This is a genomic window from Stenotrophomonas sp. GW821-FHT09E08, from assembly GCF_059416125.1.
In genome coordinates this window covers 151,167-176,951 of the sequence record NZ_JBWKOO010000004.1, presented here as the reverse complement: position 1 = coordinate 176,951, position 25,785 = coordinate 151,167, and the positions used below count along the sequence as shown (strand labels likewise).

Here is a 25,785-nt window from a genome sequence, read left to right as displayed (position 1 = left end):
GGCCGGCAGATTGGCTGTATGGAGAACGCCGGCCAGCGGCCGGCTCTACCAGTAGTAGATCCACGCCATGCGTGGATGACCCTTCTACGCCCGCTGCGCGCGCTTGAGCAGCTTCGCTTCGCGCTTGCGTGCGCGGCGTGCCCGCCAGCGTTCGGCCAGGCACGAGAAGATCACGTACAGCGCTGGTGTGCTGAGCAGCGTCAGGCTCTGCGAGAACAGCAGGCCGCCGATCATCGCGATACCCAGCGGGCGCCGCAGCTCGGACCCTTCGCCGAGGCCGATCGCCAGCGGTACGGCGGCCAGGATCGCCACCATCGTGGTCATCATGATCGGGCGGAAGCGCACGATACTGGCCTCGCGTGCCGCTTCGCGCGGCGCCAGCCCATGCTCGCGCTGCGCCACCAGCGCGAAGTCGATCATCATGATCGCGTTCTTCTTGACGATGCCGATCAGCAGCACCAGTGCGATCATCGAGATCACCGACAGTTCGGTGTTGGTGCCGAACAGCGCCAGCAGCGCGCCCACTCCGGCCGCCGGCAGCGTGGACAGGATGGTGACCGGATGGATCAGGCTCTCGTACAGCATGCCCAGCACCAGGTACACGGTCAGGATCGCGGCAAACACCAGGATCAGCATGTCGCTGGGATCGGAGTTGAACCCGAAGCCCGCATCATCGGCCAGGCGGATGTCGCCGGGCATGCGCATGCCGGCCACGGTCGCGTCGATGATCGCCTTGGCCTCACCCATGCTCACGTTCGGCGCCAGGTTGTAGCTCAGGTCCATCGTCGTGTACTGGTTCTCGTGGGTGATCTGCGACGGCGCCAGCCCCGGCACCTGCTTGGCCATCGCCGTGATCGGCACCATCTCGCCGTTGCGCGCCCGCACGTACACCTCGTCCAGCGCTGCCGGCGTAGCGGTCTGCGAGGGCAGGGCGTTGACCACCACGCTGTACTGGTTGATGTCCGAGTAGATCGTCGAGATCTGGCGCTGCCCGAACGCGCCGTACAGCGCCCCATCGATGGCGCCGACCGAAACGCCCAGGCGCGCAGCCTTGGCGCGGTCGATCTCGATGTTCTGGCGCAGCCCGGCATTGTCGACATCGGTGCCGACATCGCGCAGCTTCGGGTTCTTCTTCAGTTCCGCCTGCAGCTTGGGCAGCCATTCCTGCAGGGACGCCAGGTCATTGCCCTGCAGCGAGATACGGTACTGCGCGCCCTGGCTGGAGCCGCCGCCATCGTTGCTGGGCAGATCCTGGATCGCACGCAGGCGCAGCTGCAGGTCGGGGTAACGGTCGGCCTTGGCGCTCAAGCGTGCCAGTGCATGTGCGGTGGTTTCGCGGCGGCCTTCCTTGCGCGATTTCAGCTCGACGTTGAACTGTGCGCTGGAGCCCTGGCGGCCGCTGCCCAGGCGTACGCCCACGGTCTTCACCGCCGGGTCGGCCATCAGCATGTCGGTGATGCGACGCTGGCGGGCGACCATGTCCTCGAAGGAGACGGTGGCACTGGAGTTGGCGCGGCCCCAGATCAGGCCGGTGTCCTGCGGAGGGAACGCGCCCTTCTTCACTGCGCCGAACAGGAAGATGGTGACGCCGATCAGGATCAGCGGCGTCAACGACAGCAGCAACGCGTGGCGCAGCGAGAAGTCGAGGAATACGGTGTAGATGCGCAGCATGCGCTCGTGGCCGGCATCCAGCCAACGGCCGAAGCGCGACGGCGCTGCCTTGTGATCATGGGCACTGAGGAAGCGGCTGCACAGCGCCGGGGTCAGCGTCAGCGAGACGACCATCGACACCACGATGGCCGCGACCAGGGTAACGGTGAACTCGCGGAAGAACGCACCCATCATGCCGCTGGCGAACAGCAGTGGGATGAACACCGCCACCAGCGAGGCGGTGATCGAGACGATGGTGAAGCCGATCTCGCGGGCACCGGTCAGCGCCGCCTGCATGCGCGGCATGCCCTCGTCGAGGTGGCGCATGATGTTCTCGATCACCACGATCGCATCATCGACCACGAAGCCGATCGCGATCACCAGCGCCAGCAGGCTCAGGTTGTTCAGGGTGAAGCCCATCACGTACATCACCAGCGCGGCACCGGCCAGCGACAGCGGCACGGTCACTGCGGCGATCAGCGTGGGTGCCAGCCGGCGCAGGAACAGCGCCATGGTCAGCACCACCATCGCCAGGCTGATCAGCAGGGTGATCTGCACTTCATGCAGCGACGAGCGGATGGTCGGCGTACGATCGAAGTACGGCGTCATCGTGGTGCCGGGCTGCAGGTAGTCGCGCAGGGTCGGGATCTGCGCCTTGACCCGGTCTACGGTCTCCACGATGTTGGCGCCGGCGCGGGTGAACACGTACATCACCACCGCCGGTTTGTGGTCGAACCACGCGGCCTGGTAGGCGTCCTGCTGGCCGTCGTAGACGTTGGCGATGTCCTTCAGGCGGATCACCCGGCCGTCGCCCTGGGTCTTCACCACCAGGTCGGCGAAGTCGGCAGCGCGTGCGACCGAATCGTTGGCGATGATCGCGGTGGTGGTGTTGCCATCGCTGAGGAAGCCGGTGGGTGAGGTCACGTTGGCCGCACGCACCGCGTTGCGCAGGTCATCGGCGGTCAGGCCCAGCGCGTTCATCAGGCGCAGGTTGACGTCCACACGCACCGCCGGCGTCGACGCACCGGCGATGTCGACCGAGGCCACGCCGCTGATCTGGCGGATACGCTGGGCCAGCAGTGAGTCAGCGACGTTGTACAGCTCGTCGGCCGACTGCGTTTGCGAGGTCAGCGCGATGGCGATGACCGGATCGTCGTTCGGGTTCGCCTTCTGGTACATCGGCGAACCCATGCCCGAGGGCAGGTCGGCCTGTGCAGAATTGATCGCGGTCTGTACGTCCAGCGCGGCCGAATCGATGTTGTGGCCGCTCTGGAAGATCATGAACACCAGCGAGCTGCCTTCCGAACTCGACGAGCGCATGCGGTCGATGCCGGGCAGCTGGCCGAGGTGGCGCTCCAGCGGTGCGGTGACCGTCGAGGCCATGGTCGCCGCATCTGCGCCCGATTGGCTGGCGTGCACGAAGATCACCGGGATCTCGATGTTCGGCAGCGCCGATACGCCCAGCCGCAGGTAGCAGATCAGGCCGACCATGAACAGGCCGATGGCCAGCAGCGCGGTGCCGATCGGACGGCGGATGAAGGGGCCGGACAGGTTCATCGTGCGGGCCGCCACGGCAGTGGGGCGTGGATCATGCCTGCGGCTCCTGCAGTGAACCATCGCGCAGTGCGCGCTGTTCACGGCGGCGTGCCAGCCACTCGGAGAAGCGCTCCATGTACAGGTAGATCACCGGAGTGGTGTACAGGGTCACCAGCTGCGACAGCAGCAGGCCGCCGACGATGGCGATGCCCAACGGGCGGCGCAGCTCCGAACCGATGCCGGTACCCAGCGCCAGCGGCAGGGCGCCGAGCATGGCCGCGGCGGTGGTCATCATGATCGGGCGGAAACGCAGCAGGCAGGCGCGGCGGATCGCTTCGTGCGCGTTGGCACCGGCGCGGCGTGCCTCGATCGCGAAGTCCACCATCATGATGCCGTTCTTCTTGACGATGCCGATCAGCAGCACGATGCCGACGATGCCATCCACCGACAGGCTCAGCCCGCACAGCATCAGCGCCAGCAGCGCGCCAACACCGGCCGGCGGCAGCGTGGAGATGATCGTGATCGGGTGGATGTAGCTCTCGTACAGCACGCCCAGCACGATGTAGATCACCACCAGCGACGCCAGCAGCAGCCACACCACATCGGTCTGGCTGCCGGTGAATTCGGCAGCCTTGCCGATGAACTCGGCATGCAGGTGGGTGGGCATGTCCAGGGTGTCCTTGGTTTCCTGGATCGCCCGCACCGCTTCGGACAGCGAATAGCCCGGTGCCACGTTGAACGAGACCGTCACCGCCGGCAGCTGCTGCTGATGGCTGACCAGCAGTGGCGCGCTGCTGACCTTGCCCTCGGCCAGCGCCGACAGCGGGATGATGTTGCCGGCACCGACGGTGATACCGGTGTTCTGCGCACCGATGCCGGTCGCGGTCGACGAGTTGGACGAGGTGACCTGGCCGAAGCTGGTGGCATTGGTGCCTGTCAGTGCACCGGCACCATTGGAGGCAACGGCCAGCTGTTCCATCAGCGCGGTGCTGGTGCGGAACTCCGGCGCCACTTCCAGCACAACGCGATACTGGTTGAGCTCGGTGAAGATGGTCGAGATCTGGCGCTGGCCGAACGCATCATAGAGGGTGTCGTCGATGGTCTGCATCGGCACGCCCAGCACGCTGGCCTTGTCGCGGTCGATGTTCAGCTCAAGCGCACGGCCCTGGTTGGACAGGTTGTTGTCGACGTCGGCCAGTTCCGGGCGCTTGCGCAGTGCTTCGGTCAGGCGCGTGGCCTGGGTGGCCACCGTGGCCGAATCCACGTCCGACAGCGAGTACTGGTACTCGGTGGCAGCCACGCGGGTATCCAGGGTCACGTCCTGTACCGGCTTCAGGTACAGCGCGACACCTGGAATGCCGGCGACGGCCTTCTGCAGGCGCGGCAGGATCTTGTCCAGGCCGTCACGCTCGCCGCGTTCCTTCAGCACGATCGACAGCTGGCCCTGGTTGAGCGTGGGGTTCATGCTGCCAGCACCGATGAACGCCGACACGCCGGTCACGTCCGGGTCCTGGCGCAGTGCTTCGGCCACCTGCTTGGTGCGCTGCTCCATCTGCGGGAAGGCGATGTTCTGGTCGGCCTGGACCACGCCGGTGATCAGGCCGGTGTCCTGCTCGGGCAGCAGGCCCTTGGGAATCAGCACGTACAGCAGCACGGTCAGCACCAGCGCGCCGCCGGCCACGGCCAGGGTCAGGCGCTGGTGGCCCAGCACCCAGTCCAGGCTCTGTTCGTACAGGCCCACCGTGCGCGTCCACAGGTTCTGCTTGCCGGCGGCGGCCGCACGCTCATGCGCGTCCTCGCCCTCGGGCAGCGCGTCGGGCTTGAGCAGGTAAGCGCACATCATCGGCGTCAGCGTCAGCGAGATCAGCATCGACAGCACGACGGCGATGCTCAGTACCCATGCGAACTCATGGAACAGGCGGCCGGTGACGCCGGGCATCAGCAGCAGCGGCAGGAACACCGCCACCAGCGAAACGGTCAGCGACAGCACGGTGAAGCCGATCTGGCGCGCACCGATTTCGGCCGCTTCCTTGCCACTCTTGCCCTGCTCGATGTAACGCACGATGTTCTCGATCATCACGATCGCATCGTCGACCACGAAGCCGGTGGCCACCACCAGCGCCATCAGCGACAGGTTGTCCAGCGACATGCCGGCAAAGGCCATCACCGCGAAGGTGCCGGCCAGCGACAGCGGCACCGCCACCGAGGGAATGATCGTGGCCCACAGCCGGCGCAGGAACACGAAGATCACCGCTACCACCAGGCCGATGGTGAGGATCAGGGTGAACTGCACTTCATGCACCGAGGCGCGGATGGTCTCGGTACGGTCGTTGAAGATCTCCAGGTGCACGTCGGCTGGCAACACGCCCTGCAGCTGCGGCAGGATCGCGCGGATGCGCTCGACGGTCTGCACGATGTTGGCGCCGGGCTGGCGACGCACTTCCAGCAGCACCGCCGGTTTGCCATCGGCCCAGGCGGCCAGCTGATCGTTCTCAACGCCATCGATCACCTGGGCCACGTCCGACAGCCGCACCGGACGGCCGTTCTTGTAGCTGATGATGGTGTCGCGGTACTCCGCGGCGCTGGACAGCTGGTCGTTGGTGCCAATGCTGTAGGACTGGGTCTTGCCGTTCAACGAACCCTTCGGTGCGTTGACGTTGGCCTGGGTCAGCGCGCTGCGCAGCTGTTCCAGGGTCAGGCCCATGTTCGACAGCTGCGCCGGATTGACCTGGATGCGCACGGCCGGGCGCACGTTGCCGGCGATCGACACCAGGCCCACGCCCTGCACCTGCGAAAGGCGCTGGGCGAGGATCGAGTCGGCGTAGTTGTTGACGTCGCGCAGCGGGCGCGTGTCCGAGGTCAGCTTCAGGGTGACGATGGCCGCGTCCGCCGGATTCACCCGGTTGTAGACCGGCTGGTAGGGCAGCGACGAGGGCAGGGTGGCTTGGCGGATCGCCGCCTGCACGTCCTGCGCGGCGATGTCGATGTCGCGGTCCATCGAGAACTGCAGGATGATCGTGGACAACCCGGCCGACGAGTCGGAGGTCATCAGCTCCAGCCCGGAGATCTGCCCGAACTGGCGCTCCAGCGGGGTGGTGACCAGCGAGGCCATCGTGGTCGCGTTGGCACCGGGGTACTGGGTGGTGACCACCAGGCTGGGCGCATCGATTTCCGGCAGCGCCGACACCGGCAGCTTGCGGTAACCGAGGATGCCCAGCAGCAACAGGCCCGCCATCAACAGCGAGGTGGCGATGGGACGGCGGATGAAGATCGTCGAAAAGCCCACGGACTGATCCTTGCTGGCACTTCAATGTCGGCGCCGGCAGGCTTGCCGGCGCGAGGGAGGTCGGTAGCCTGCGCTCAGCGCGGGCCGCCGCCACGACGGCCACCGCCGCCAGCGTTCTTCTGCTCGGCCGCCTTCAGCTCGGCTTCGGTCGGCACCGCCGGGGTTTCGCCCGGCTTCAGCGCGGTGACCTTGCTGCCCGGCTTCAAGCGGAACTGGCCTTCACTGACCACCCGCTCGCCGCCCTTCAGGCCTTCGGCGATCTGCACCTGGCTGTCACCCACTTCCACGCCGCTGCGCACGGTCTGCATCTTCACCGAGTTGTCGCCCTGCACCACGTAGACGTACTCGCCGTCCGGGCCACGCAGCACCGCCTGGGTCGGAATGACCACGCCACCGGCAATCGTGCGCAGCTGCATGCGTACGTTGACGAACTGGCCCGGCCACAGGCCGTTGTCGGTGTTGTCGAAGATCGCGCGCGCCTTGAACGTGCCGCTGTCGGCACTGATCAGGTTGTCGACCACGTCGAGCTTGCCGTCGCCGGACAGCACATGCGAATCGGCGCGGTCCAGTGCCGCGACAGGTACCGCACCGGCGGCCTGCGCCTGGCGCACATCGCCGAGCTGGCGCTCGGGCAGGTTGAACAGCACGTGGATCGGATGGATCTGGGTCAGCGTGACCAGCGCGGTGCCGGCGCTGACCACGTTGCCGGCGTCGACCGCACGGATGCCGGCGATACCGGTGATCGGCGCGGTGACCTTGGTGTACTGCAGCTGCACCTGCGCCGAGCGCATGCTGGCCTCGTTGGCCGCCACCGCGCTTTCATACTGTGCCACTTGGTTTCGCTGTGTATCCAGATCGGTCTTGGCGACGAACTGGCGATACTCCGGCGCGTTCGAGCGCTGGTAGTTGGAACGCGCAGTAGCCAGCAGCGCTTCGTTCTGGCGCTTGGAAGCCACCGCCTGGTCATAACTGGCCTGGGCGGTGCGCGGGTCGATCACCGCCAGCACATCGCCTTTTTTCACTTCCTGGCCTTCGCGGAAGTTCAGGCTCATCAGCTGGCCGCCAACCTGCGGGCTGACGGTGACGGTGTTCATCGCGGTCACCGTGCCCAGGGCACTGGCATAGACCGGCACGTCCTGGCGTGCCGCATCCACCACGGTCACCGGCACCGGGCCGGCATCCGGATCCTCGCCACCCTGGCGCGCAGCTGCCGCCGGGCCACCGGCCTTGTCCTTGCCCCCGCCGAGTACGCGCAGGCCGACCACGGCCAGCACCAGTACCGCCACGACCAGCAGCACGATCTTCCAAACACGTGACATTCAAGGACTCCAAGAGGGCTGGACGGGGCACGGCCCCGGTTGGCATTGCGCAAAGCATACCTGTGCCACATCACGTTTCCTGCATGACGGATGGGACGGGCGCTAAGACCGGATCCGGCCGCGGAGGTTCCCGTGGCGGCGGCGTTGCCCTACATTCAGCTGGAACCCCCTGCCGTGGAGATCGTGATGCGCCGTTCGTTGCTGCTGTCCGCCCTGCTGCTGGCCTTGCCGGCCCTCGCCCATGCCCAGGACGCGCAGCGCCCGGAAGTGACCGCCGCCGCCCAGCGACTGCAGGCCAAGGTGGTGGAGTGGCGGCGCGACTTCCACCAGCACCCGGAGCTGTCCAACCGGGAGGTACGCACCTCGGCCGAGGTCGCCAAGCGCCTGCGTGCGATGGGCCTGAAGCCGAAGACCGGCATCGCCCACCACGGCGTGGTGGCGATCATCGAAGGCGGCAAGCCCGGGCCGAAGATCGCCCTGCGCGCGGACATGGACGCGCTGCCGGTGACCGAACAGACCGGCCTGCCGTTCGCCTCCAAGGCCACCGACCAGTATCGCGGGCAGACCGTGGGCGTGATGCATGCCTGTGGTCATGACGCGCACACCGCCACCCTGCTGGGCGTGGCCGAAGCACTGGTGTCGATGAAGAAGGATCTGCCGGGCCAGGTGATGCTGATCTTCCAGCCGGCCGAAGAGGGCGCTCCGCCGCCGGAGGAGGGCGGTGCCGCACTGATGCTGAAGGAAGGCCTGTTCGCCGACTTCAAGCCGGAAGCGGTGTTCGGCCTGCACGTGTTCTCCAGCGTGCAGGCTGGGCAGATCGCCGTGCGTGGTGGTCCGTTGATGGCTGCCTCGGATCGTTTCGGAATCAAGGTGATCGGTCGGCAGACGCATGGCTCGGCGCCGTGGAATGGTGTTGATCCGATCGTGGCCACCGCCGACCTGGTCGGCACCGCGCAGACCATCGTCAGCCGCCGCGCCAACCTGTCCAAGCAGCCGGCGGTGCTGACCTTCGGCGCGATCAATGGTGGCATCCGCTACAACATCATTCCGGATGAAGTGGAGATGGTCGGCACCATCCGTACTTTTGATGAAGGCATGCGCCAGCAGATCTTCGCCGACCTGCGCAACGTGGCCGAGCACACCGCCGCCGCGCACGGTGCCAAGGCGGTGACCGACATCTACGAGTCGGAAGGCAACCCGGCCACGGTGAACGACCCGGCGCTGACCGCGAAGATGCTGCCAAGCCTGCAGGCGGTGGTGGGCAAGGACAATGTGTACGAGCCGCCGCTGCAGATGGGCGCGGAGGATTTCTCGCTGTATGCGAAGGAAGTGCCGGGCATGTTCTTCTTCGTCGGTTCGACCAGCGTGGGCATCGATCCGGCGACGGCACCGGCGAATCATTCGCCGAAGTTCCTGCTGGATGAGAAGGCGCTGGATGTGGGACTGCGCGCGCTGCTGCAGGTGAGCCTGGATTACCTGCACGGTGCCGGCACCCCGGCGGGGTGAGGGTTACCGGCAGGGCTTGCAGCCCTGCACCCGCAGAGGCAATGGCAACAGCCGGAGCAACAGCAAAGGCTGGCATTCCGTGGGATGGCGGGGTGGGTCCGGTTGAGGGGGACGCCGTAAACCCGTCCTTGGGGGCTTGGTCGCGGCATCCATGCCGCTCACACCCCCTCAACCGGACCCACCCCGCCTTCGACAGCTTCCCGCGGCTGTTGGAACGACCTCCTGCTTTGGTAGGTGTCGACCTTGGTCGACACGGCGGACGTCATGAACGTCTGAAGCATCGGCTTTTGATTTTGATTTTTCTGATCTTTCCCGTGGTGGATCGGCGGCAGAAATGTGTCTGGGGGCCGGGGGGGTGGGGGTGGCGGGGTATCCGCGCCATGGATGGTGCGGCTAAGCCTCCAAGGACGGATTCACGGCGTCCCCGCCAGCCCCACCCGCCCGGCCCGGACCCGGGAGTCGGGGCTTCCCGCGACCAACCCACCCACCACGGAGGGGCTCCGCCGTTGGCCGACCCGGCCGAAGGTCCGCTCTGCGCGCGATACAATAAGCACCATGAACACCCCCCAGGATTCCAGCCTCGGTCGCGAGGTCAGTTACCCGTCGCAGTACGATCCCGGCCTGCTGTTTCCCATCCCCCGCAGCGGCGCCCGCGCCGAGATAGGCCTCGATGACGCCGCGCTGCCATTCGTCGGCCACGACCGCTGGCATGCCTTCGAGCTGAGCTGGCTCGACCCGCGTGGCAAGCCGCAGGTCGCCGTCGCCACCGTGCAGGTGCCGTGCACCTCGCCGCGGTTGATCGAATCGAAGTCGTTCAAGTTGTACCTCAACTCCCTCAACAGCACCCGTATCGACAGCGCCGAGGCACTGCGCGAACGCCTGGTAGCCGATCTGTCGGCCTGCGCCGGTGCGCCGGTCCAGGTCGCGTTCGGTTTGCCGAGCCTGCGCGAGACGCCGCTGGGCGAGTCCATCGATGGGCTGGACGTGGAAATCGACTGCTACGGCCCGCCGCAGGCGGACTTCCTCATGGCCGACGCGGGCGAGGTGGTGGAGGAGACCCTGGTCTCGGCACTGCTGAAGTCGAACTGCCCGGTGACCGGCCAGCCGGACTGGGCCACCGTCAGCCTGCGTTACCGTGGGCCGAAGATCGATTGCGCGGGCCTGCTGCGTTATCTGGTCAGCTACCGCGAACACGCCGAGTTCCACGAGCAGTGCGTTGAGCGGATCTTCAGTGAGGTGTCCGCGCGCTGCCAGCCGCAGTGGCTGGAGGTGGAAGCCCGCTACACGCGCCGTGGTGGCCTGGACATCAACCCCTGGCGCGCCAGCCCTGGCATCGCCGCGCCGGCTGCGACCTACCGCGAACTGCGCCAGTAGCCGCCGCAGGCGGTTACGGGTAGTGCCGGCCGCTGGCCGGCAACCGCGTGGAACCCGCGTGCAGGCCAAGCCGGCCAGCGGCTGGCACTACCGGTTCAACGGCAAGCCCCACGGGTGCCTTCCGCCCCGATTGTTCAGCCGCCCCGGGGGGCGGCTTCACATCTGCACCATCCCCATTTAACAACCGTCATGGCAACGTGCGAACCACGTAGTCATGCAAACGGGAGTTGTGGATGAGTACCGAGAAGAAAGCCGATTTCTCCGGCGTCAGTGGCAGCGTCGACAGTACCGCCGAGCAGGTGCCCAAGGCAGACTTCTCTGGCGTCAGCGCTTCGGTGGACAGCACCGCAGACGTCGTCAGCGGCGGCACCTACACCGTGCAGAAGGGTGACTCGTTGTCGAAGATCGCCAAGCAGCATCTGGGCGACGCCAATGCCTGGAAGAAGATCTTCGAAGCCAATCGCGATGTGCTTGACGACCCGGACAAGATCTTCCCGGGCCAGACCCTGAAACTGCCGCCGAAGTAAACGGCGATCGAACGCCGTCCGACAATCCCTGGGAGGAACCCCGAATGATCAAGACCACCCCGCTCCAGACCGCCCTGATCGCCGCCCTGCTGGGCAGCGTTGCCCTGGTAGGTTGCAAGAAGAAAGAAGAGTCGACCGACAACAACGCCGCGCCCGCCGCAACCGCTCCGGCCGAGACGGCACCGGCGCCGATGACCGGCGCGCCGCCGCCGATGGCAGAAGCCGCTGCTGTCAGCGTCTCGGCGGTCACCGTGGGCAAGACCGCTGCCGCCGACAAGTCGGTTGCAACGGCGGCGCTGTTCGCTCCGAAGGATGACATCGTCGTCTCGGTCAAGACCGATGGCGCTGCCAACAACGTCACCGTTGGCGCGAAGCTGACCTACCAGGACGGCCAGGTGGCCGGCGAACAGAACGCAACCCTGAACACCAGCGGTGCGGAAACCACCAACGTCACCTTCAAGAATGCAAAGGGCTGGCCGGCCGGCAAGTACCGCGCCGAGGTCACCGTCGATGGCAAGGCGGCCGGAACGCCGCAGGAGTTCGAGGTCAAGTAAGTCCTGCCGACTCTCTCCCGGCAGGGCTCACGATGGACGCAGCCGCGAGGCTGCGTCTTTTTTTATGGTGCGATGGCGGGGTCTCATCCACGCATCACCGCCGCACAAGCCCGGCCGAACGAATCACTGCGTTGCAGTACCGCCGCGTATGGCGCGGCTTTGCCCCGCGCGGCTGAAAACGCGACAATGCAGGGGTTTCCCCGCCGCGCGCCCACCCTGACGGCGGCGGGGGAAGTGACACGGTTGCACGTGGCCCGGCGCTGGCGCCGGCCTTCCCCTGAGCACTGCTACAGAGTCCAAGTCCCCCATGTCCAAGATCCTCTACACGCTGACCGACGAAGCACCGTTCCTGGCCACCCAGTCGTTGCTGCCGATCGTCGACGCCTATACCTCCACTGCCGGCATCGCGGTGGAAACCCGTGACATCTCGCTGTCCGGCCGCATCCTGTCGCTGTTCCCGGAACTGCTGAGCGATGCGCAGAAGGTCAACGACGACCTGGCCGAGCTGGGCCAGCTGGCGACCACCCCGGACGCCAACATCATCAAGCTGCCGAACATCTCCGCCTCGGTGCCGCAGCTGAAGGCGGCCATCAAGGAACTGCAGGACCAGGGCTACCCGCTGCCGGATTACCCTGAAGCTCCGGCCGACGACCAGCAGCGCGACTACAAGGCGCGCTATGACAAGGTCAAGGGCAGCGCGGTGAACCCGGTGCTGCGCGAAGGCAACTCCGACCGCCGCGCACCGCTGTCGGTGAAGAACTACGCACGCAAGCACCCGCACCGCATGGGCGCCTGGGCCTCGGATTCGAAGTCGCACGTCGCGCACATGGCCGCCGGTGATTTCTACGGCAGCGAGAAGTCGGCCACCCTGGCCAACGCCGGTGCGCTGAAGATCACCTTCCACGGCAAGGACGGCAGCACCGTCGTGCTGAAGGAAAAGACCGCGGTGAAAGCGGGCGAGATCGTCGATGCCGCGGTGATGAGCCGCAAGGCGCTGGCCACGTTCATCAGTGAGCAGATCGCCGATGCCAAGGCCCAGGGCGTACTGTTCTCACTGCACCTGAAGGCGACCATGATGAAGGTTTCCGACCCGATCATGTTCGGCGTGGCAGTCAACGAGTTCTACAAGGACGTGCTGGCCAAGCATGCCGACGTGCTCAAGCAGGCCGGGTTCGATGCCAACAACGGCATCGGTGACCTGGCCGCGCGCCTCCCGTCGCTGCCTGAAGCCACCCGCGCTGCGATCGAAGCCGATCTGGCCGCCGAGTACGCGCAGCGTCCGGGCGTGGCCATGGTCAACTCGGACAAGGGCATCACCAACCTGCACGTGCCGAGCGACGTGATCGTCGACGCCTCGATGCCGGCGATGATCCGCGACTCCGGCAAGATGTGGAACGCCGAAGGCAAGCTGCAGGACACCAAGGCCGTCATTCCGGACCGCTGCTACGCCGGCGTGTACCAGGCCGTCATCGACGACTGCAAGGCGCACGGTGCCTTCGACCCGGCCACCATGGGTTCGGTGCCGAACGTGGGCCTGATGGCGCAGAAGGCCGAGGAATACGGCTCGCACGACAAGACCTTCCAGATCGCCGCCGACGGCGTGGTCAAGGTCACCGATGATGCCGGCACCGTGGTGTTCGAGCACGCCGTGGAAGCCGGTGACATCTGGCGCATGTGCCAGACCAAGGACGCGCCGATCCAGGATTGGGTCAAGCTGGCCGTCGAACGCGCCCGCCTGAGCAGCACCCCGGCCGTGTTCTGGCTGGATGCTGCCCGCGCCCACGACGCGCAGGTCATCGCCAAGGTCGAGCAGTACCTGAAGAACCACGACACCGCCGGCCTGGACATCCGCATCCTGCCGCCGGTGGAAGCCACCGCGTTCTCGCTGGACCGCATCCGCAAGGGTGAGGACACCATCTCGGTGACCGGCAACGTGCTGCGCGACTACCTGACCGACCTGTTCCCGATCATGGAGCTGGGTACCAGCGCCAAGATGCTGTCGATCGTGCCGCTGATGGCCGGTGGCGGCCTGTTCGAGACCGGCGCCGGTGGTTCGGCCCCGAAGCACGTGCAGCAGTTCGTTGAAGAGGACTACCTGCGCTGGGATTCGCTGGGTGAGTTCCTGGCCCTGGCCGCGTCGCTGGAACACCTCGGCAACCGCTACGACAACGCCGCTGCCCGCGTGCTGGCCAAGGCGCTGGACGAAGCCAATGGCCAGTTCCTGGACAACGACAAGTCGCCGTCGCGCAAGCTGGGTGGCATCGACAACCGCGGCAGCCACTTCTACATCGCGCTGTACTGGGCGCAGGCCCTGGCCGCGCAGACCGAAGACGCTGCACTGCAGGCCCGCTTCGCACCGCTGGCCAAGGCGCTGACCGACAACGAGCAGAAGATCGTCGAAGAGCTGATCGCCGTGCAGGGCAAGGCCGTGGACATCGGCGGCTACTACCGTCCGGACGTGGCCAAGGCCAGCAAGGCGATGCGCCCGAGCGCGACCTTCAACGCCGCGCTGGAGCAGCTGCGCGGCTGATCCATCGCCGCTCGGTCGTGATACCGGAACCCGCGCTTCGGCGCGGGTTTCTTTTTTGCAGGCCGCGGGGGTCAGAGCCCTTCTGCATGGCAAAAGGGCTCTGACCCCTTCCTGCCCGGGGTCGGATCCCTCTGCACCGCAGAGGGCTCTGACCCCAGCCGAAAAGCGCGACATCCGTCGGCTGTCGGAATGCCGTCAAAGGGGCATGAAACTTGCCCGCGATGGCCGTCGCAGAACCGATAAGAATGAATCTGCAACCGCCCTCGATCTGAGCAGTCGATCACGACGGCTGCCGCTGGCGATGCCCTAGCCTTGGCGACGCGAGGCCACCGGGGAGGTGGCCGCACGGGGAACACGGATGGCACGCGTGCTGGTGGTGGGAACCGACATCCAGGGCGAGCAGGCCCTGCTGCAGCGGCTGCGCGTGGCATCGGCCCTGCCGGACGACCAGATCCGCCGCAGCCAGGACCTGGATGATTGCGACCTGCTGGTCATCCGCGATACCCCGGCGCTGCGCAACGCGGCCCTGCGCATGCGTCAGCAGCGTCCGCGACTGCAGTGCTGGATCGAGGACCTGGGGGGCCAGCTGCGTGACGGTGATGGCCACCAGGACGTACTTGATGACAGTGCCATCGGTCGTGCATTGCGCGGCATGCAGTTGGCAGTGGAGCCCCTGGCCATGCACGCACTCGCACCGATCCGCCTGGCTGATGGTGCGCATGCCATCACCCGTCTGCTGCGCGAGCGGCTGCCGCTGCGGCAGGGCCAGGCACTGCTGAGTGATGCGGGCGAGCCGTTGCTGTTGATGGATCTGGAGCACGACCAGGCGGTGCTGCTGCAGGAGCCGGCGGCCACCCTTGTGGAACGCCTGGCCGATGCCTTCGAACGCCTGCAGCTGGATGCGTTGACGCCGGCGCGCCTGCAGGCGCTGGCCGGTGAGCGGCCGCGCCAACCGCTGCGGCCGCTGTTGTGGCAATGGGCGCAGCGCAGCCGCCATTGGCAGGCGCTGGATGAACGCCTGCGCAGCGCGTCGGTGAAACTGCTGCGCTGGCCGGACTTCCGCGTGCTGGGGCATGACCACGATGGCTTCCGCCTGTGCTCGCTGTTGCTCAAGCGGGCCTGCACGGTGGACGAGTGCGCGATGCTGCTCGAGCTGCCGGCCGCAGCGGTGCGCGATTTCATCCATGCCGCCTACCTGTGCGGCTATGCACAGTTGCAGGTGGCGTCGGGCGCACCGATAGCGTCGTCGAGGCACGGCGCCGGTACCGACAACGGCCTGCTCGCCCGCTTGTGGCGGCACCTGCGCGGGAGCGAGCGCAATGCGTGAGCACAAGGTGGTGGTGCTGGGCGGGATGGGCAGCGGCAAGTCGACCCTGGTGCGCAGCATCGCCGCCGGCGCGGTGATCGATACTGACGTTGCCAACAGTGACCGTGCGGGTGCGGACAAGGCGTCGACCACCGTAGCGCTGGACTACGCCGATATCCACCTGCCCAACGGTGAGCGCCTGCGCCTGTACGGAACACCCGGCCAGCAGCGTTTCGATTTCCTGTGGCCGATCCTGTTGCAGGGCGCACGTGGCGCGGTGCTGCTGCTGGATTCGCGTCGCGCCGGCCTGGCAAGCGAGCTGGAAGACTATCTTCAGGTGCTGCGCCCGTTCGCATCATCCTTGGCACTGGTCGTGGCGGTCACCCACCTGGACCAGGCGCCACAGGCCGCGCTGGATGACTGGGCCGCCCGTGCCTACCTCGATGACCAGCCGCTGCCGCTGCTGGCGGTGGATGCCCGTGACCGCGAACAGGGACTGCTGCTGATGGATGTATTGATGAGCGAAATGGAAGCGCACGCACTGGTGGCTGCGCATGGCTGACGGGCAGATGGCGGTACTGCCCGATGCCGGCCAGCGTGAGCGCCTGCAGCCTCTGCTGCAGGACCTGCAGCAGCGCGTGGAAGGCGTGCGCACGGTCGTGCTGGCCAGTGTCGATGGCTTCGCCCTGGTCAGCGCCGGGGCCGAGGGGCGCGGCGAACGGCTGGCGGCGATGACCAGCGCGATGCTGGCGCTGGCCGCGGCGGTCGGGCGCGAACTGGTGCTGGGTGATCTGCAGACGCTGATGCTGGAAGCGGCGGGCGGCAAGGTACTGATGCTGGCCATCCATGCCGAGGGGCGCGCGCCGTTGCTGCTGATGGCGGCCTGCGACCAGCGCAGCGTGATCGGCCAGGTGCTGTGGCAGAGCAGGGAATGTGGCCAGGCGATCCTGGCCGAACTCGGCGGATCGTGAGCCCGGCCGCAGGGGAACGAGGGGCTCGAACCAACATCGACAAGGGGTGCGACGTGGCTGGATTGAATGAATCGTTGAACGCACTGATGGGCATCGACGGCGCGCAGGCAGTCGCGCTGGTCGACTACGAGAGCGGCATGCTGCTGGGCGAGGCCGGTGCCGGCATGGACATGGAAGTGGCCGCCGCCGGCAACACCGAAGTGATCCGCGCCAAGATGAAGACCGCCGCGTCGCTGAACCTAAACGACAGCATCGAGGACATCCTGATCTCGCTGGGCAAGGCGTACCACATCATGCGCCCGGTGGCGAAGAAGCAGGGCCTGTTCTTCTACATCGTGCTGGACCGTACCAAGTCCAACCTGGCACTGGCCCGGCGCAAAGTGCAGGACGTGGAGGCCGAACTGGCGATCTGAGCCGGTAGTGCCGGCCGCTGGCCGGCATCTGCATCGATCCACCGGCGGTCCAGGTGCTGCCGGCCAGCGGCCGGCACTACCTCTGCGCTCGACGGCATCACACACGCCGGCGTATGGTGGATATCCGTCTCCCTACCGAGCCGTGCATGTCCCAGCCTGTCATCGCAACCATACTGGCGCCGCGCATCGCCGGCGCCATCCGCGATGGTTTCGAGGATTACCACGCCCGTTTCGCGGCGATCACCGTTCGCGCCCGCCTGCGCTTCGAGCAGCGCGACTGGGCTGGCGCCCGCCAGGATGCGGTCGAGCGCATTGCCCTGTACGACCTGTGCATCGCCGAACAGATGGACGCGCTGCGTCGCCTGGCCGGAGAGGTGATCGGCGAGCGCGCGCTGTGGCTGCAGGTGCACGCGGAGTACAGCGCGCTGCTGCAGGGGCTGATCGACGCCGAGCTGTACAAGACCTTCTACAACACGTTGTCGCGGCGGCTGTTCGCCACTCGTGGCGTGGATCCGGCGCTGGAGTTCATTGCTTTTGATGTCGAACCGTCCGATGCGATCACCCATCCGGTTGCCCGGCATACCTATGCGGTCTCGCCGACGCGACCGGTGGAGGCGCTGCAGCGGGTGCTGGCCGATTACCGCTTCGATGTTCCCTATGCCCACCAGCTGCGCTGTGCGGCGGCGATTGCCGTACGTCTGCAGGACGATCTCGCGCATTGGGGCGACACGCCGGTGCGCAGCATCGAGCTGCTGGATACCGTGTTCTACCGCGAGCGCCGTGCCTATCTGGTCGGCCGGGTATTCGGCGAGCATCGCTTCTCGCCGTGCGTGATCGCGCTGGTCAATGACGAGCGTGGCCTGCGTGCCGATGCGGTACTGACCCGGCGCCGCGATGTCGCCCACCTGTTCGGCGTTTCGCGCAGCTATTTCCAGGCCGATCTGGCCACGGTGGGTGATGCCGTGGTGTTCCTGCGCAGCCTGCTGCCGGGCAAGCCGATCGACGAGATCTACACCGTGCTGGGCCGGGCCAAGCAGGGCAAGACCGAGCGCTACCGCACCTTCTTCCGCCACTTCAACGAGCATCCGCAGGAACGGCTGGTGCATGCCGAAGGCACGCCGGGCATGGTCATGGCGGTATTCACTCTGCCCAGCTACCCGCTGGTGTTCAAGCTGATCCGCGACCGCTTCGCCTGGCCCAAGGCGATGTCGCGGCAGCAGGTGGAAGAAAAATATGCGCTGGTGTTCAACCTGGATCGTGTCGGCCGCCTGCTTGATGCGCAGCCGTATCGCCACCTGCGGTTCCCACGTGACCGCTTCGCTCCGGCATTGCTGGAGGAACTGCTGCAACAGTGCGCGCAGAGCGTGCGACTGGATGGCGACGAGGTCGAGATCAACCTGTGCTACGTGCAGCGCCGCTTCCGCCCGTTGAACCTCTACCTGCGTGAGCAGGGCGCGGAGGCGGTGCGTGCGGCGGTGCTCGACTACGCGCAGGCAATCACCGACATGGCGCGCAACAACATCTTCCCCGGCGACATGCTGCCGAAGAACTTCGGCGTCTCGCGGCATGGCCGTGCGGTGTTCTACGACTACGACGAGCTCTGCCTGGTCAGTGACTGCGTGTTCCGTGCCTGGCCGCAGCCGCGCACGCCGGAGGAGGCCATGGCCGACGAGCCCTGGTTCCATGTGGGGCCGCGCGATGTGTTTCCCGAGCGTTTCGGCCCGTTCATGGGCCTGCCGGGAGGAGAGCTGGCAGCGGTGCGCGAGCACTACCGGCACCTGTTCGACCCGGGCTGGTGGCAGGGCCTGCAGGAACGCTTCGCCCACGGTGACTATCCGGATACGCCGCCCTATGCGGGCGTCCACCGGCTGGCGTGATTGCCATTGTCATTGCCAGCTGCAGCGCCGCCTGCGGTAGGCTTGGCACTCCAAGCACAAGGAGTGAGTGTAATGCGGTCTTCCCTTTTCCTGGCCCTGACGCTGGCCCTGGGCAGTGGTGTCGCCTGCATCGGCGTGGCCGACGCACAGACCGCGCGTGAAGTACGCAAGCAGCTCGAGGCCAGCATGACGCTCAGCGGTATCATCAATATCGGCCGCGAAGGCCAGGTGGAAGGCTTCCAGCTGGATCGCCGTGAGAAGGTTGCCGCCGACGTGGCGGCAATGGTTGACGGCACGGTCAAGGGCTGGCGCTTCGAGCCGGTGCTGGTCGATGGCAAGCCTGTGCTCGCGCGCACCGCTGTCCGCTTGCGCCTGTTGGCCGAGACCCTGACCGGCAATACCATGCAGATCCGAGTGGTCGATGCCAACTTCGGCAGCATCGACAATGAACAGACGCGGCCCAGCGACGACGTAAGTGCGGCGAAAATGCGCCCGCCGGCGTACCCGGAACGGGCGGCTTCAATCCGTGGCCAGGGCGACGTGATACTGCTGGTCAAGGTGGGGCGCGATGGCAAGGTCGCCGATGTGATCGCCGAACAGACCAACCTGGCGGTGGTCGCTCCCGAGCGCACCATGCAGATGCTGCGCGATGTGCTGGCAAAGTCCAGCGTGGCGACGGCCCGGGGCTGGACATTCAATCCGCCGACCACCGGTGAGTACAGGGATCGTGAGTTCTGGACCGTGCGGGTGCCGGTCCGCTATGCCTTCGACCGGAAGGAAGAGCGGTATGGCCGATGGTCGGCCTACATTCCGGGGCCGCGCCAACAGGCGCCATGGAAGACAGGCGAAGACGAGAAGGCGTCCGGTACCGATCTACTGCCCGAAGGTGGCGTCTACATGGTCGGCCGCAACGACGGCCCGCGGCTGCTGACGCCGCTGGGGTGAGGGCGCGTGGAGGCGGTGCCGGACGTATCCGGTGCCGCCTCAGTCCGCGTACGGGTACACCACCACCCGGTTGCGGCCCTGTTCCTTGGCCAGGTACAGCGCCTTGTCGGCCAGCCGCAGCGCCTGCTCGGCGTCGACATGGAAGCTCGGGAAATGCGCCACGCCCAGCGACACGGTGATGGTGCCGACCGGCTCGAACGGATGATCGGCAATATGCTGGCGCAGGCGCTCGCCGGCCTGCCGCGCCGATTCGGTGCCGATGCCCGGCAGCAACAGCAGGAACTCTTCGCCACCGGCGCGGCAGAGGATGTCGCTGTCGCGCGAGTAGCGGCGCATCTGGTCGGCGATGTGGACGATGGCGGCGTCGCCGACGTCATGGCCGTGGCTGTCGTTGATCGATTTGAAACGATCGATGTCCAGCGCCAGGATCGCGAACGGGATGCGCTGCACCTGCAGCGCATCCAGCGCCTGCTGGAGGCCGCGGCGGTTGAGCAGGCCGGTCAGTGGATCGGTGCGGCTGGCGCGGTTGAGCGTGCCGATCCGGTCCTGCAGCGCGTTGAAGCTGTGCAGTACCGCCTGCTTGAGCTGGGCGACCTCGAAGTACCAGGCACGAATGCCGCTGACGTGGTTGATCGCATTGCCGGTGTCCTCACCGCCCTGCACGTTGCGCGCCAACTGCCATAGCGGCAGCGAGATGCGGCGCGCAAACCACCAGGTGATCAGCAGCGACAGCAGGCCCAGCGGGATCGCGTTCCAGATCACTGCGGTCATCAACCGCGACAGCGGCTGCAGGGTGGATTCGGTGGGGCGCTGGGCGATGATGCCCCAGCCGGTGGCCGGCACCGGTGCATAGCCGGCCAGCATCGACACCCCGCGGTTGTTGCGCACCTGCTGTGCACCGCGTTCGCCGCGAATCACCGCCTTCACCGCCGGGTTGCCGACCACATAGTCACCCACCCGCTTGCCATCGGCGTGGTACAGCAGGCGGCCGTGGCGGTCGACCACGTACAGGTAGGAACCATCGCGGTAGTAGTGCTTGCCCAGCAGCGTATGCAGCGCGCTGCGCTGGCGCAGGTACAGGGTGCCACTGACATAACCGCGATAGTGGCCCTGGCGGTCGAAGATCGGGTGCGACAGCGAGACCAGCAGCTTGCCGGTGGCCGACTGGTACGGGTCGCTGATCATCGGCTGGCGCGCCGCCAATGCGGCGTTGTTGCCGACGCTGTGCAGGATTTCACCCTGCAGCTGCAGGGTCTGTGGAGAGGTGGCGATCACCAGGCCGTCGGCATCCACCACCAGCGATGAGTTGAAGCTGTTGGTCTGCAGCTGCAGGCGGCTGGCTTCGTCCTGCGCCTGTACCCGATCGAGGTCGCTCTGGCCGAGCCGGGTGGCGGCGTAGGCCAGCTCCTGCTGTGCGGCCAGCAGGAAGTTCTGGGTGGTCTCGGCCAGCTTGGTGGCATAGACACGGTTCGCTTCCAGGGTGTTGCCGACCAGCTGGTCGCGCTGCACCCGGTAGCTGGCCAGCAGGGTGTTGGCCAAGGCAATGATGGCACTGAGCAGGGCCAGGGCAAGGATCAGCTTGCCCAGGTTGAGGCGGGGCGAAATCAGGCGCATGCGGGGCAAACGGAGGCGGAGGGCGCTCAGCGCGGGCAGGTGCCGGCGGAGGCGGGGCTGCATTATCGCCACAAACGGGGCCGCCGCGGGTGAAGTGCGCGCCCCGCGCAGGGCTCACCGTTGCAGGCGTTGGCGCAGGATGTTCCTGATCTGCCCGGCACGCTCTTCGCTCAGTGGCGCAAGTACGCCGCGTGCCTGCGTAGGAATATGTGCGCTGGTCGACATATTGGCGTCGAACACATAGTGATCGAACATCACACGCCACTGCGCGCGCTGCGCTTCGGGCAGATCGCGCAACGCCAGGATCGACAGCATCAGTGCGTTCATTGGTGAGTCCATCCATGACGGCACCGGGCGCCACCAGCTGTTGATCAGCACGTTGAAGGCATCCAGCCCTTCCATGTGGTGCCACCAGAGTGAAGGAATGAAGACGGCGTCGCCTGGCTCCAGTTCCGCCACCTGTGCCTGTGCCTGGCCGAAGCGTGGGAAGCGCTCGAAATCCGGTGCGTGGAAGTCAACCAGGCTGATGGCCTGGCCTGCCGGGGTGAGATCCAGAGGGCCGATGTAGAGATTGCGCACCTGGTCGGGAGCGAACAGGGTGACCCGGCGACGTCCTGCGGCCACGCAGGCCAGGTTGTCCGGCACATCCTGGTGGGCGGCGATGCGCGAGCGGTTGCCTATCCAGATGCTGGTCAGCGGGTCAGCCACGCCCAGCTGCAGCGGATTGGCCTCGGCCAGGCCAGGCAGGAAGCTGTCCAGGGTGGTCGATGCCACGTAGATCGATGGTGGAGACGGATCGTGGGCGTACTTCAGCAGCGTGGCCAGCACCACTTTCAGCGGCACCTGCTCGCGGCGGAAGTTGAAGCCGCTCATGTCCTCGTTGTAGAACAGCCGCCCACCCGCTCCCGGCGCGGCCGTGGTGGCGGTCACCGGCATCTGCCCGTGATCGAACAGGGCAAGGTGGGCCACCGCCTCGGCGGCGGACCGGCGCGCGGCGGCCACCAGTGGCCAGTGTGCCACCAGCCCACGGATCACCTTGGGTGTGGTCCAGGTGGGCAGCTGCTCGTGCAGCTGCGCCGGGCCCAGGTCATGCACTTCATCGATGGGGCGGGGTTGGGCCAGCATGCGCGCAAATCCGGAGCGGTGTGTAGAGCCGAGCGTACGCTCGGCTCCGTCGGGATGCACGGCCCCGTCCCGGCCCGGCAGGGCCGAGCCGGCGCTCGGCTCCACGGCCCTGCAACAGGTCAGAACTTGTAGCGCACGCCGAACATGTAGCGTGGGCCGGTCTGGGTGGCGTAGCGCAGCATGTTGGTATGGCGCGAGTACGTGCGCATGGTCTCGTCGGTGAGGTTGATCGCCTCCAGGCTCAGTGTCAGCTGGTCACTTACCGCGTAGCTGATGTTCAGATCGAGCTGGCCATAGGCGGCAGTGTAGTTGGGATTGGGCCCCTGGCCGCCGATGCCGTTGAGGAACTTGTCGCGCCAGTTGTATGCCGCGCGGATCTGCCAGGCATTCTTGTCATAGAAGGCGACAACGTTGGCCGAGTCGCTCAGGCCGATCATCGGGTACTGGTCACCCAGGCTCAGGTTGTTGAAGGTCAGCCCCGACTTCACCTTGGTGTAGTTGGCCGCTACGCCGAAACCGGACTGGCCGAACAGGTGCTGTACCGCCACTTCCCAGCCATCGAGATGGTCCGAGTGCTGGTTGGCGGGCACGGTGACGTCGAAGCCGGCGATCGGATCTCCCGGCAGACCGGTGATGGTGCCGGTCTTCTGACCCGCCGAATTGGTGCCGGTGTAGGTCACGCCGGGATCGCCGGCATGGTTGGTGAAGATATAGTCGCGGATGCAGGGCATGTCGGTGGTGCCGCAGCCGGAGGCCAGTGCCTCGTTCCAGTACGCACCGCCCACCGGGGTGTGCAGCGTCCCGGTGTTCTCGCGCACGATCGTGTCGCTGATGAAGTTCTTGATGTTCTTGCGGAAGAATCCAACCGAGGCATAGCTGGCCTCGCCGTAGTACCACTCCAGCGACAGGTCGAAGTTGTCCGAGATCAGCGGTTCCAGGCCCGGGTTGCCACGACTGGCGGTACCGCCCTGGGTGCGCACGATGTCGGCCAGCGACTGGCCGCTCTGGATCTGGGTCCAGCTAGGACGGCCCAGCGTGCGGCTGTAGCTGCCGCGCAGTGCCAGCGATTCGCTGAGGTCCAGCTTCAGGTCGACGTTGGGCAACACGTAGTCGTACTTGCCACGGCCACCGATGAAGCTGCTGTCGGCCGCGTAGACGATGTTCAGCTCGTTGGCCGAGCCCCAGCTGATACAGGTGGGCACGCGAACCATCGCGTTCGATTCCACTTCGGTGCGCTCATAGCGCACGCCGGCGGCTACGTGCAGCGGCATCGACCAGTCAAAGCTGGTGCGGTACTGCAGGTAGGCACTGCGGGTCTTCTCGGTGGTGCGGATGTCCTCTGAATACTCGCTGGGCGCGTAGTAGCAACTGGGGCATGCCGGATCGGATGCGGTGCCGACCTGCGCGGCGCGATCGATCAGGCGGTCGAAGTCGAAGACCAGGAACTGGCCGGTCAGGCGCGGATCGCTGTGGCCGGAGAATGCCTTGAAGTACTTGGCCATGTTGTCCGCATACCAGATGTCATCGGCGTAGTCGGACGGCGTTCCCAGGCCACCCCAGGTATTGCGCTGCATGATCGCCGAGGCCGAGCGGTTCTCCACCTGGGCGTGGCCGATGCCGAAGTCCAGGGCCGAATAGTCTGCGAAGCGGAAGGTGCCGCGGCCCTGGTACTGCTGCACCTTGGACTTGTTGTAGCTGTTCTGGAATACCGACCCGGTCACCAGCGCATCGGATGCCTGCACGCCACCGGGCGGCAGGGCGATGTTGATGATCGGCAGGTCGCCGCTGTAGTCGACCGTGGTCTTGCCGCGCACGAAGGCCGCCACGCCCAGCACGCCGGCAGAACCATACGGGCTGTCCGGCTTCGATTCGGCGGTGGAGTTGTGCGCATCGAACGACAGGTCCAGCGCATCGTTCACTTCCCAGTCCACGTTGAAGCCCAGCGAATGCATGCCGGTCTTGGTGGCCAGCTTGGCGCCACCCATCGACACATCGGAGTTGGTCATGTCCTCGCTGTAGATGATCGGCGCGGCCACCGGGCCGCTGGTCCAGGTACTGTCGCCGGGGCCGTAGTTGAACCATACCGACAGTTCGCTACGCTGCTGCTGCACCTTGTTCTCGACATAGGTGTAGTCCAGCGTGGTCGTCACATTGTCGGCCGGCTTCCACTGGAACGTAGCCTGCGCGTTGGTGCGCTGGCGCTGCACGCCATTGACGTTGTAGGCGGTGTTCTGCGGGCGTGCGTACACATCGTCCGGCCCGGGCCGGTTGGTGATGCGATCGGCGTAGCCCTGGCCAGGCTGCGGCAGCGCACGCCAGTCCGTGGTGTTGTTGCCGTACAGGGTCGCCCAGCCCTCGGCCACCGTGGCCTGGTTGAAGCCCGAATCGCGCTCCTGATGGCTGGCACTGAGGGTCACGCCGAAGCGGTCATCGGCGTAGCGCTGGCTGAAGATGCCCGACAGCTCGCCGGTGATGTTCGAGCCCTGCAGCGTGCGCGGCAGGTTGTCGTTGGATGAATCATTGACCGCCTTCAGGCCCAGGCTGATCACCGGCTCCGATTCCAGCGGGCGCATCGTCTTGATATTGATGGTGGCGCCGATGCCGCCAGCCGGATTGTCGGCGCGGCTGGTCTTGTACACCTCAACGGCCGAAACCGATTCGGATGCGAGGTTGGCGAAGTCGAACGAGCGCGAGCCGTTGAGGCCGCCACCGCCGTTGCCAAGGTTGGATGCAGGCATCTGTCGGCCATTCAACAACACCAGGTTGTAGTCCGGGCCGATGCCGCGCACGGTCACCTTGGAGCCTTCGCCGCTGGAGGTGCGGTCGATCGACACGCCACTGATGCGCTGCAGCGACTCGGCCAGGTTGGTGTCCGGGAACTTGCCGATGTCCTCGGCGACGATGCCATCGACCACACCCTGGCTGTCGCGCTTGAGGTTCATCGACGACTGCAGGCTGCCGCGGATACCGGTGACCTGCACGGTATCGAGCGTGGCTGGATCGGCAGGGGCGGCGGCGGGCGCGTCCTGTGCCCAGGCCGGAGCGGCCAGTGCTGCAAGCAGCGCGGAAGTGAGCATCGTCTTGCGAGGTACTGCCGTGTACGTCTTCATGGAAGCTCCCTCCCCAGGGAATTCGGTTGTGTCGGTGCGGCGCTGTCGTGATCGCGGTTACTGCACGTGGCCGGATTGGAGCGACGGTTGACAGCGTTGTCAACAAACTGCCATCAAGTGCGCCTGACCAGCGGTCGTGCCG

The 25,785-nt window shown here is 66.4% G+C and carries 17 protein-coding genes; 11 read left to right on the top strand and 6 right to left on the bottom strand.

Features of this window, described 5'->3' with window-relative positions; translation table 11 throughout:
- Window positions 1-84: 84 nt before the first annotated feature.
- The 3 genes from AC07M7_RS07700 to AC07M7_RS07690 all read right to left on the bottom strand — a co-directional run bounded on the left by AC07M7_RS07700 (window position 85) and on the right by AC07M7_RS07690 (window position 7,791).
- Window positions 85-3,207 carry an efflux RND transporter permease subunit gene (locus tag AC07M7_RS07700; RefSeq protein ID WP_136639171.1) on the bottom strand — a complete coding sequence of 1,041 codons (3,123 nt, stop codon included), beginning with the start codon at window positions 3,205-3,207 and terminating at the stop codon, window positions 85-87.
- A gap of 31 nt (window positions 3,208-3,238) precedes the next feature.
- The gene (locus AC07M7_RS07695; RefSeq protein ID WP_495207070.1) at window positions 3,239-6,472 is read right to left on the bottom strand and encodes an efflux RND transporter permease subunit; all 3,234 of its coding nucleotides are present in this window, start codon (window positions 6,470-6,472) and stop codon (window positions 3,239-3,241) included.
- A gap of 74 nt (window positions 6,473-6,546) precedes the next feature.
- Window positions 6,547-7,791 (bottom strand): efflux RND transporter periplasmic adaptor subunit, encoded by a 1,245-nt coding sequence (locus tag AC07M7_RS07690; protein WP_428710061.1) that lies wholly within the window; start codon window positions 7,789-7,791, stop codon window positions 6,547-6,549.
- 186 nt (window positions 7,792-7,977) lie between these two features.
- On the opposite strand from AC07M7_RS07690, the gene AC07M7_RS07685 reads away from it, so the two are divergent.
- The 11 genes from AC07M7_RS07685 (at window position 7,978) to AC07M7_RS07635 (ending at window position 19,794) form a co-directional block, all read left to right on the top strand.
- Window positions 7,978-9,297: a M20 family metallopeptidase gene (locus tag AC07M7_RS07685; protein WP_136639174.1), complete on the top strand. Its 1,320-nt coding sequence runs from the start codon at window positions 7,978-7,980 to the stop codon at window positions 9,295-9,297.
- Between the two features lie 555 nt (window positions 9,298-9,852).
- The gene (queF, locus tag AC07M7_RS07680) at window positions 9,853-10,671 is read left to right on the top strand and encodes an NADPH-dependent 7-cyano-7-deazaguanine reductase QueF (RefSeq protein ID WP_253078621.1); all 819 of its coding nucleotides are present in this window, start codon (window positions 9,853-9,855) and stop codon (window positions 10,669-10,671) included.
- Window positions 10,672-10,904: 233 nt separating this feature from the next.
- On the top strand, window positions 10,905-11,198 hold the full coding sequence (locus AC07M7_RS07675) for a LysM peptidoglycan-binding domain-containing protein (RefSeq protein ID WP_005419771.1): 294 nt from the start codon (window positions 10,905-10,907) through the stop codon (window positions 11,196-11,198).
- 44 nt (window positions 11,199-11,242) lie between these two features.
- Window positions 11,243-11,752 (top strand): hypothetical protein, encoded by a 510-nt coding sequence (locus AC07M7_RS07670; protein WP_482998243.1) that lies wholly within the window; start codon window positions 11,243-11,245, stop codon window positions 11,750-11,752.
- 307 nt (window positions 11,753-12,059) lie between these two features.
- A complete protein-coding gene (locus tag AC07M7_RS07665; protein ID WP_495207069.1) occupies window positions 12,060-14,282 on the top strand; it encodes an NADP-dependent isocitrate dehydrogenase in 2,223 nt (740 codons plus the stop codon).
- 358 nt (window positions 14,283-14,640) lie between these two features.
- Window positions 14,641-15,609: a hypothetical protein gene (locus AC07M7_RS07660; protein ID WP_136639421.1), complete on the top strand. Its 969-nt coding sequence runs from the start codon at window positions 14,641-14,643 to the stop codon at window positions 15,607-15,609.
- The gene (locus AC07M7_RS07655; protein ID WP_495207068.1) at window positions 15,602-16,150 is read left to right on the top strand and encodes a GTP-binding protein; all 549 of its coding nucleotides are present in this window, start codon (window positions 15,602-15,604) and stop codon (window positions 16,148-16,150) included. The genes AC07M7_RS07660 and AC07M7_RS07655 overlap by 8 nt, the downstream gene beginning before the upstream one ends.
- Window positions 16,143-16,559: a roadblock/LC7 domain-containing protein gene (locus tag AC07M7_RS07650; protein WP_046986066.1), complete on the top strand. Its 417-nt coding sequence runs from the start codon at window positions 16,143-16,145 to the stop codon at window positions 16,557-16,559. Before AC07M7_RS07655 ends, AC07M7_RS07650 begins: the two co-directional genes overlap by 8 nt.
- Window positions 16,560-16,612: 53 nt before the next feature.
- A complete protein-coding gene (locus AC07M7_RS07645) occupies window positions 16,613-16,972 on the top strand; it encodes a hypothetical protein (protein ID WP_012512293.1) in 360 nt (119 codons plus the stop codon).
- A 146-nt stretch (window positions 16,973-17,118) separates the two neighbouring features.
- Window positions 17,119-18,849, top strand: a complete 1,731-nt coding sequence (aceK, locus tag AC07M7_RS07640) for a bifunctional isocitrate dehydrogenase kinase/phosphatase (RefSeq protein ID WP_295379568.1) — start codon at window positions 17,119-17,121, stop codon at window positions 18,847-18,849.
- A gap of 72 nt (window positions 18,850-18,921) precedes the next feature.
- Window positions 18,922-19,794 carry an energy transducer TonB gene (locus AC07M7_RS07635; RefSeq protein ID WP_046986064.1) on the top strand — a complete coding sequence of 291 codons (873 nt, stop codon included), beginning with the start codon at window positions 18,922-18,924 and terminating at the stop codon, window positions 19,792-19,794.
- A 39-nt stretch (window positions 19,795-19,833) separates the two neighbouring features.
- On the opposite strand, the gene AC07M7_RS07630 is transcribed toward AC07M7_RS07635, so the two are convergent.
- From AC07M7_RS07630 to AC07M7_RS07620, 3 genes are all read right to left on the bottom strand, one after another.
- Complete coding sequence (locus AC07M7_RS07630; RefSeq protein ID WP_046986063.1) at window positions 19,834-21,408, bottom strand: sensor domain-containing diguanylate cyclase; 1,575 nt, start codon at window positions 21,406-21,408, stop codon at window positions 19,834-19,836.
- Between the two features lie 114 nt (window positions 21,409-21,522).
- A complete protein-coding gene (locus AC07M7_RS07625; protein WP_495207067.1) occupies window positions 21,523-22,533 on the bottom strand; it encodes a cupin-like domain-containing protein in 1,011 nt (336 codons plus the stop codon).
- Between the two features lie 119 nt (window positions 22,534-22,652).
- On the bottom strand, window positions 22,653-25,643 hold the full coding sequence (locus AC07M7_RS07620; RefSeq protein WP_495207066.1) for a TonB-dependent receptor: 2,991 nt from the start codon (window positions 25,641-25,643) through the stop codon (window positions 22,653-22,655).
- Window positions 25,644-25,785: the final 142 nt, after the last annotated feature.

Bases quoted from the DNA above. Each gene is read 5' to 3' on its own strand.
- AC07M7_RS07700 (WP_136639171.1), bottom strand. From the start codon at position 3,207: ATGAACCTGTCCGGCCCCTTCATCCGCCGTCCGATCGGCACCGCGCTG.
- AC07M7_RS07690 (WP_428710061.1), bottom strand. From the start codon at position 7,791: ATGTCACGTGTTTGGAAGATCGTGCTGCTGGTCGTGGCGGTACTGGTG.
- AC07M7_RS07685 (WP_136639174.1), top strand. From the start codon at position 7,978: ATGCGCCGTTCGTTGCTGCTGTCCGCCCTGCTGCTGGCCTTGCCGGCC.
- queF (WP_253078621.1), top strand. From the start codon at position 9,853: ATGAACACCCCCCAGGATTCCAGCCTCGGTCGCGAGGTCAGTTACCCG.
- AC07M7_RS07675 (WP_005419771.1), top strand. From the start codon at position 10,905: ATGAGTACCGAGAAGAAAGCCGATTTCTCCGGCGTCAGTGGCAGCGTC.
- AC07M7_RS07670 (WP_482998243.1), top strand. From the start codon at position 11,243: ATGATCAAGACCACCCCGCTCCAGACCGCCCTGATCGCCGCCCTGCTG.
- AC07M7_RS07665 (WP_495207069.1), top strand. From the start codon at position 12,060: ATGTCCAAGATCCTCTACACGCTGACCGACGAAGCACCGTTCCTGGCC.
- AC07M7_RS07660 (WP_136639421.1), top strand. From the start codon at position 14,641: ATGGCACGCGTGCTGGTGGTGGGAACCGACATCCAGGGCGAGCAGGCC.
- AC07M7_RS07655 (WP_495207068.1), top strand. From the start codon at position 15,602: ATGCGTGAGCACAAGGTGGTGGTGCTGGGCGGGATGGGCAGCGGCAAG.
- AC07M7_RS07650 (WP_046986066.1), top strand. From the start codon at position 16,143: ATGGCTGACGGGCAGATGGCGGTACTGCCCGATGCCGGCCAGCGTGAG.
- aceK (WP_295379568.1), top strand. From the start codon at position 17,119: ATGTCCCAGCCTGTCATCGCAACCATACTGGCGCCGCGCATCGCCGGC.
- AC07M7_RS07635 (WP_046986064.1), top strand. From the start codon at position 18,922: ATGCGGTCTTCCCTTTTCCTGGCCCTGACGCTGGCCCTGGGCAGTGGT.
- AC07M7_RS07630 (WP_046986063.1), bottom strand. From the start codon at position 21,408: ATGCGCCTGATTTCGCCCCGCCTCAACCTGGGCAAGCTGATCCTTGCC.
- AC07M7_RS07625 (WP_495207067.1), bottom strand. From the start codon at position 22,533: ATGCTGGCCCAACCCCGCCCCATCGATGAAGTGCATGACCTGGGCCCG.
- AC07M7_RS07620 (WP_495207066.1), bottom strand. From the start codon at position 25,643: ATGAAGACGTACACGGCAGTACCTCGCAAGACGATGCTCACTTCCGCG.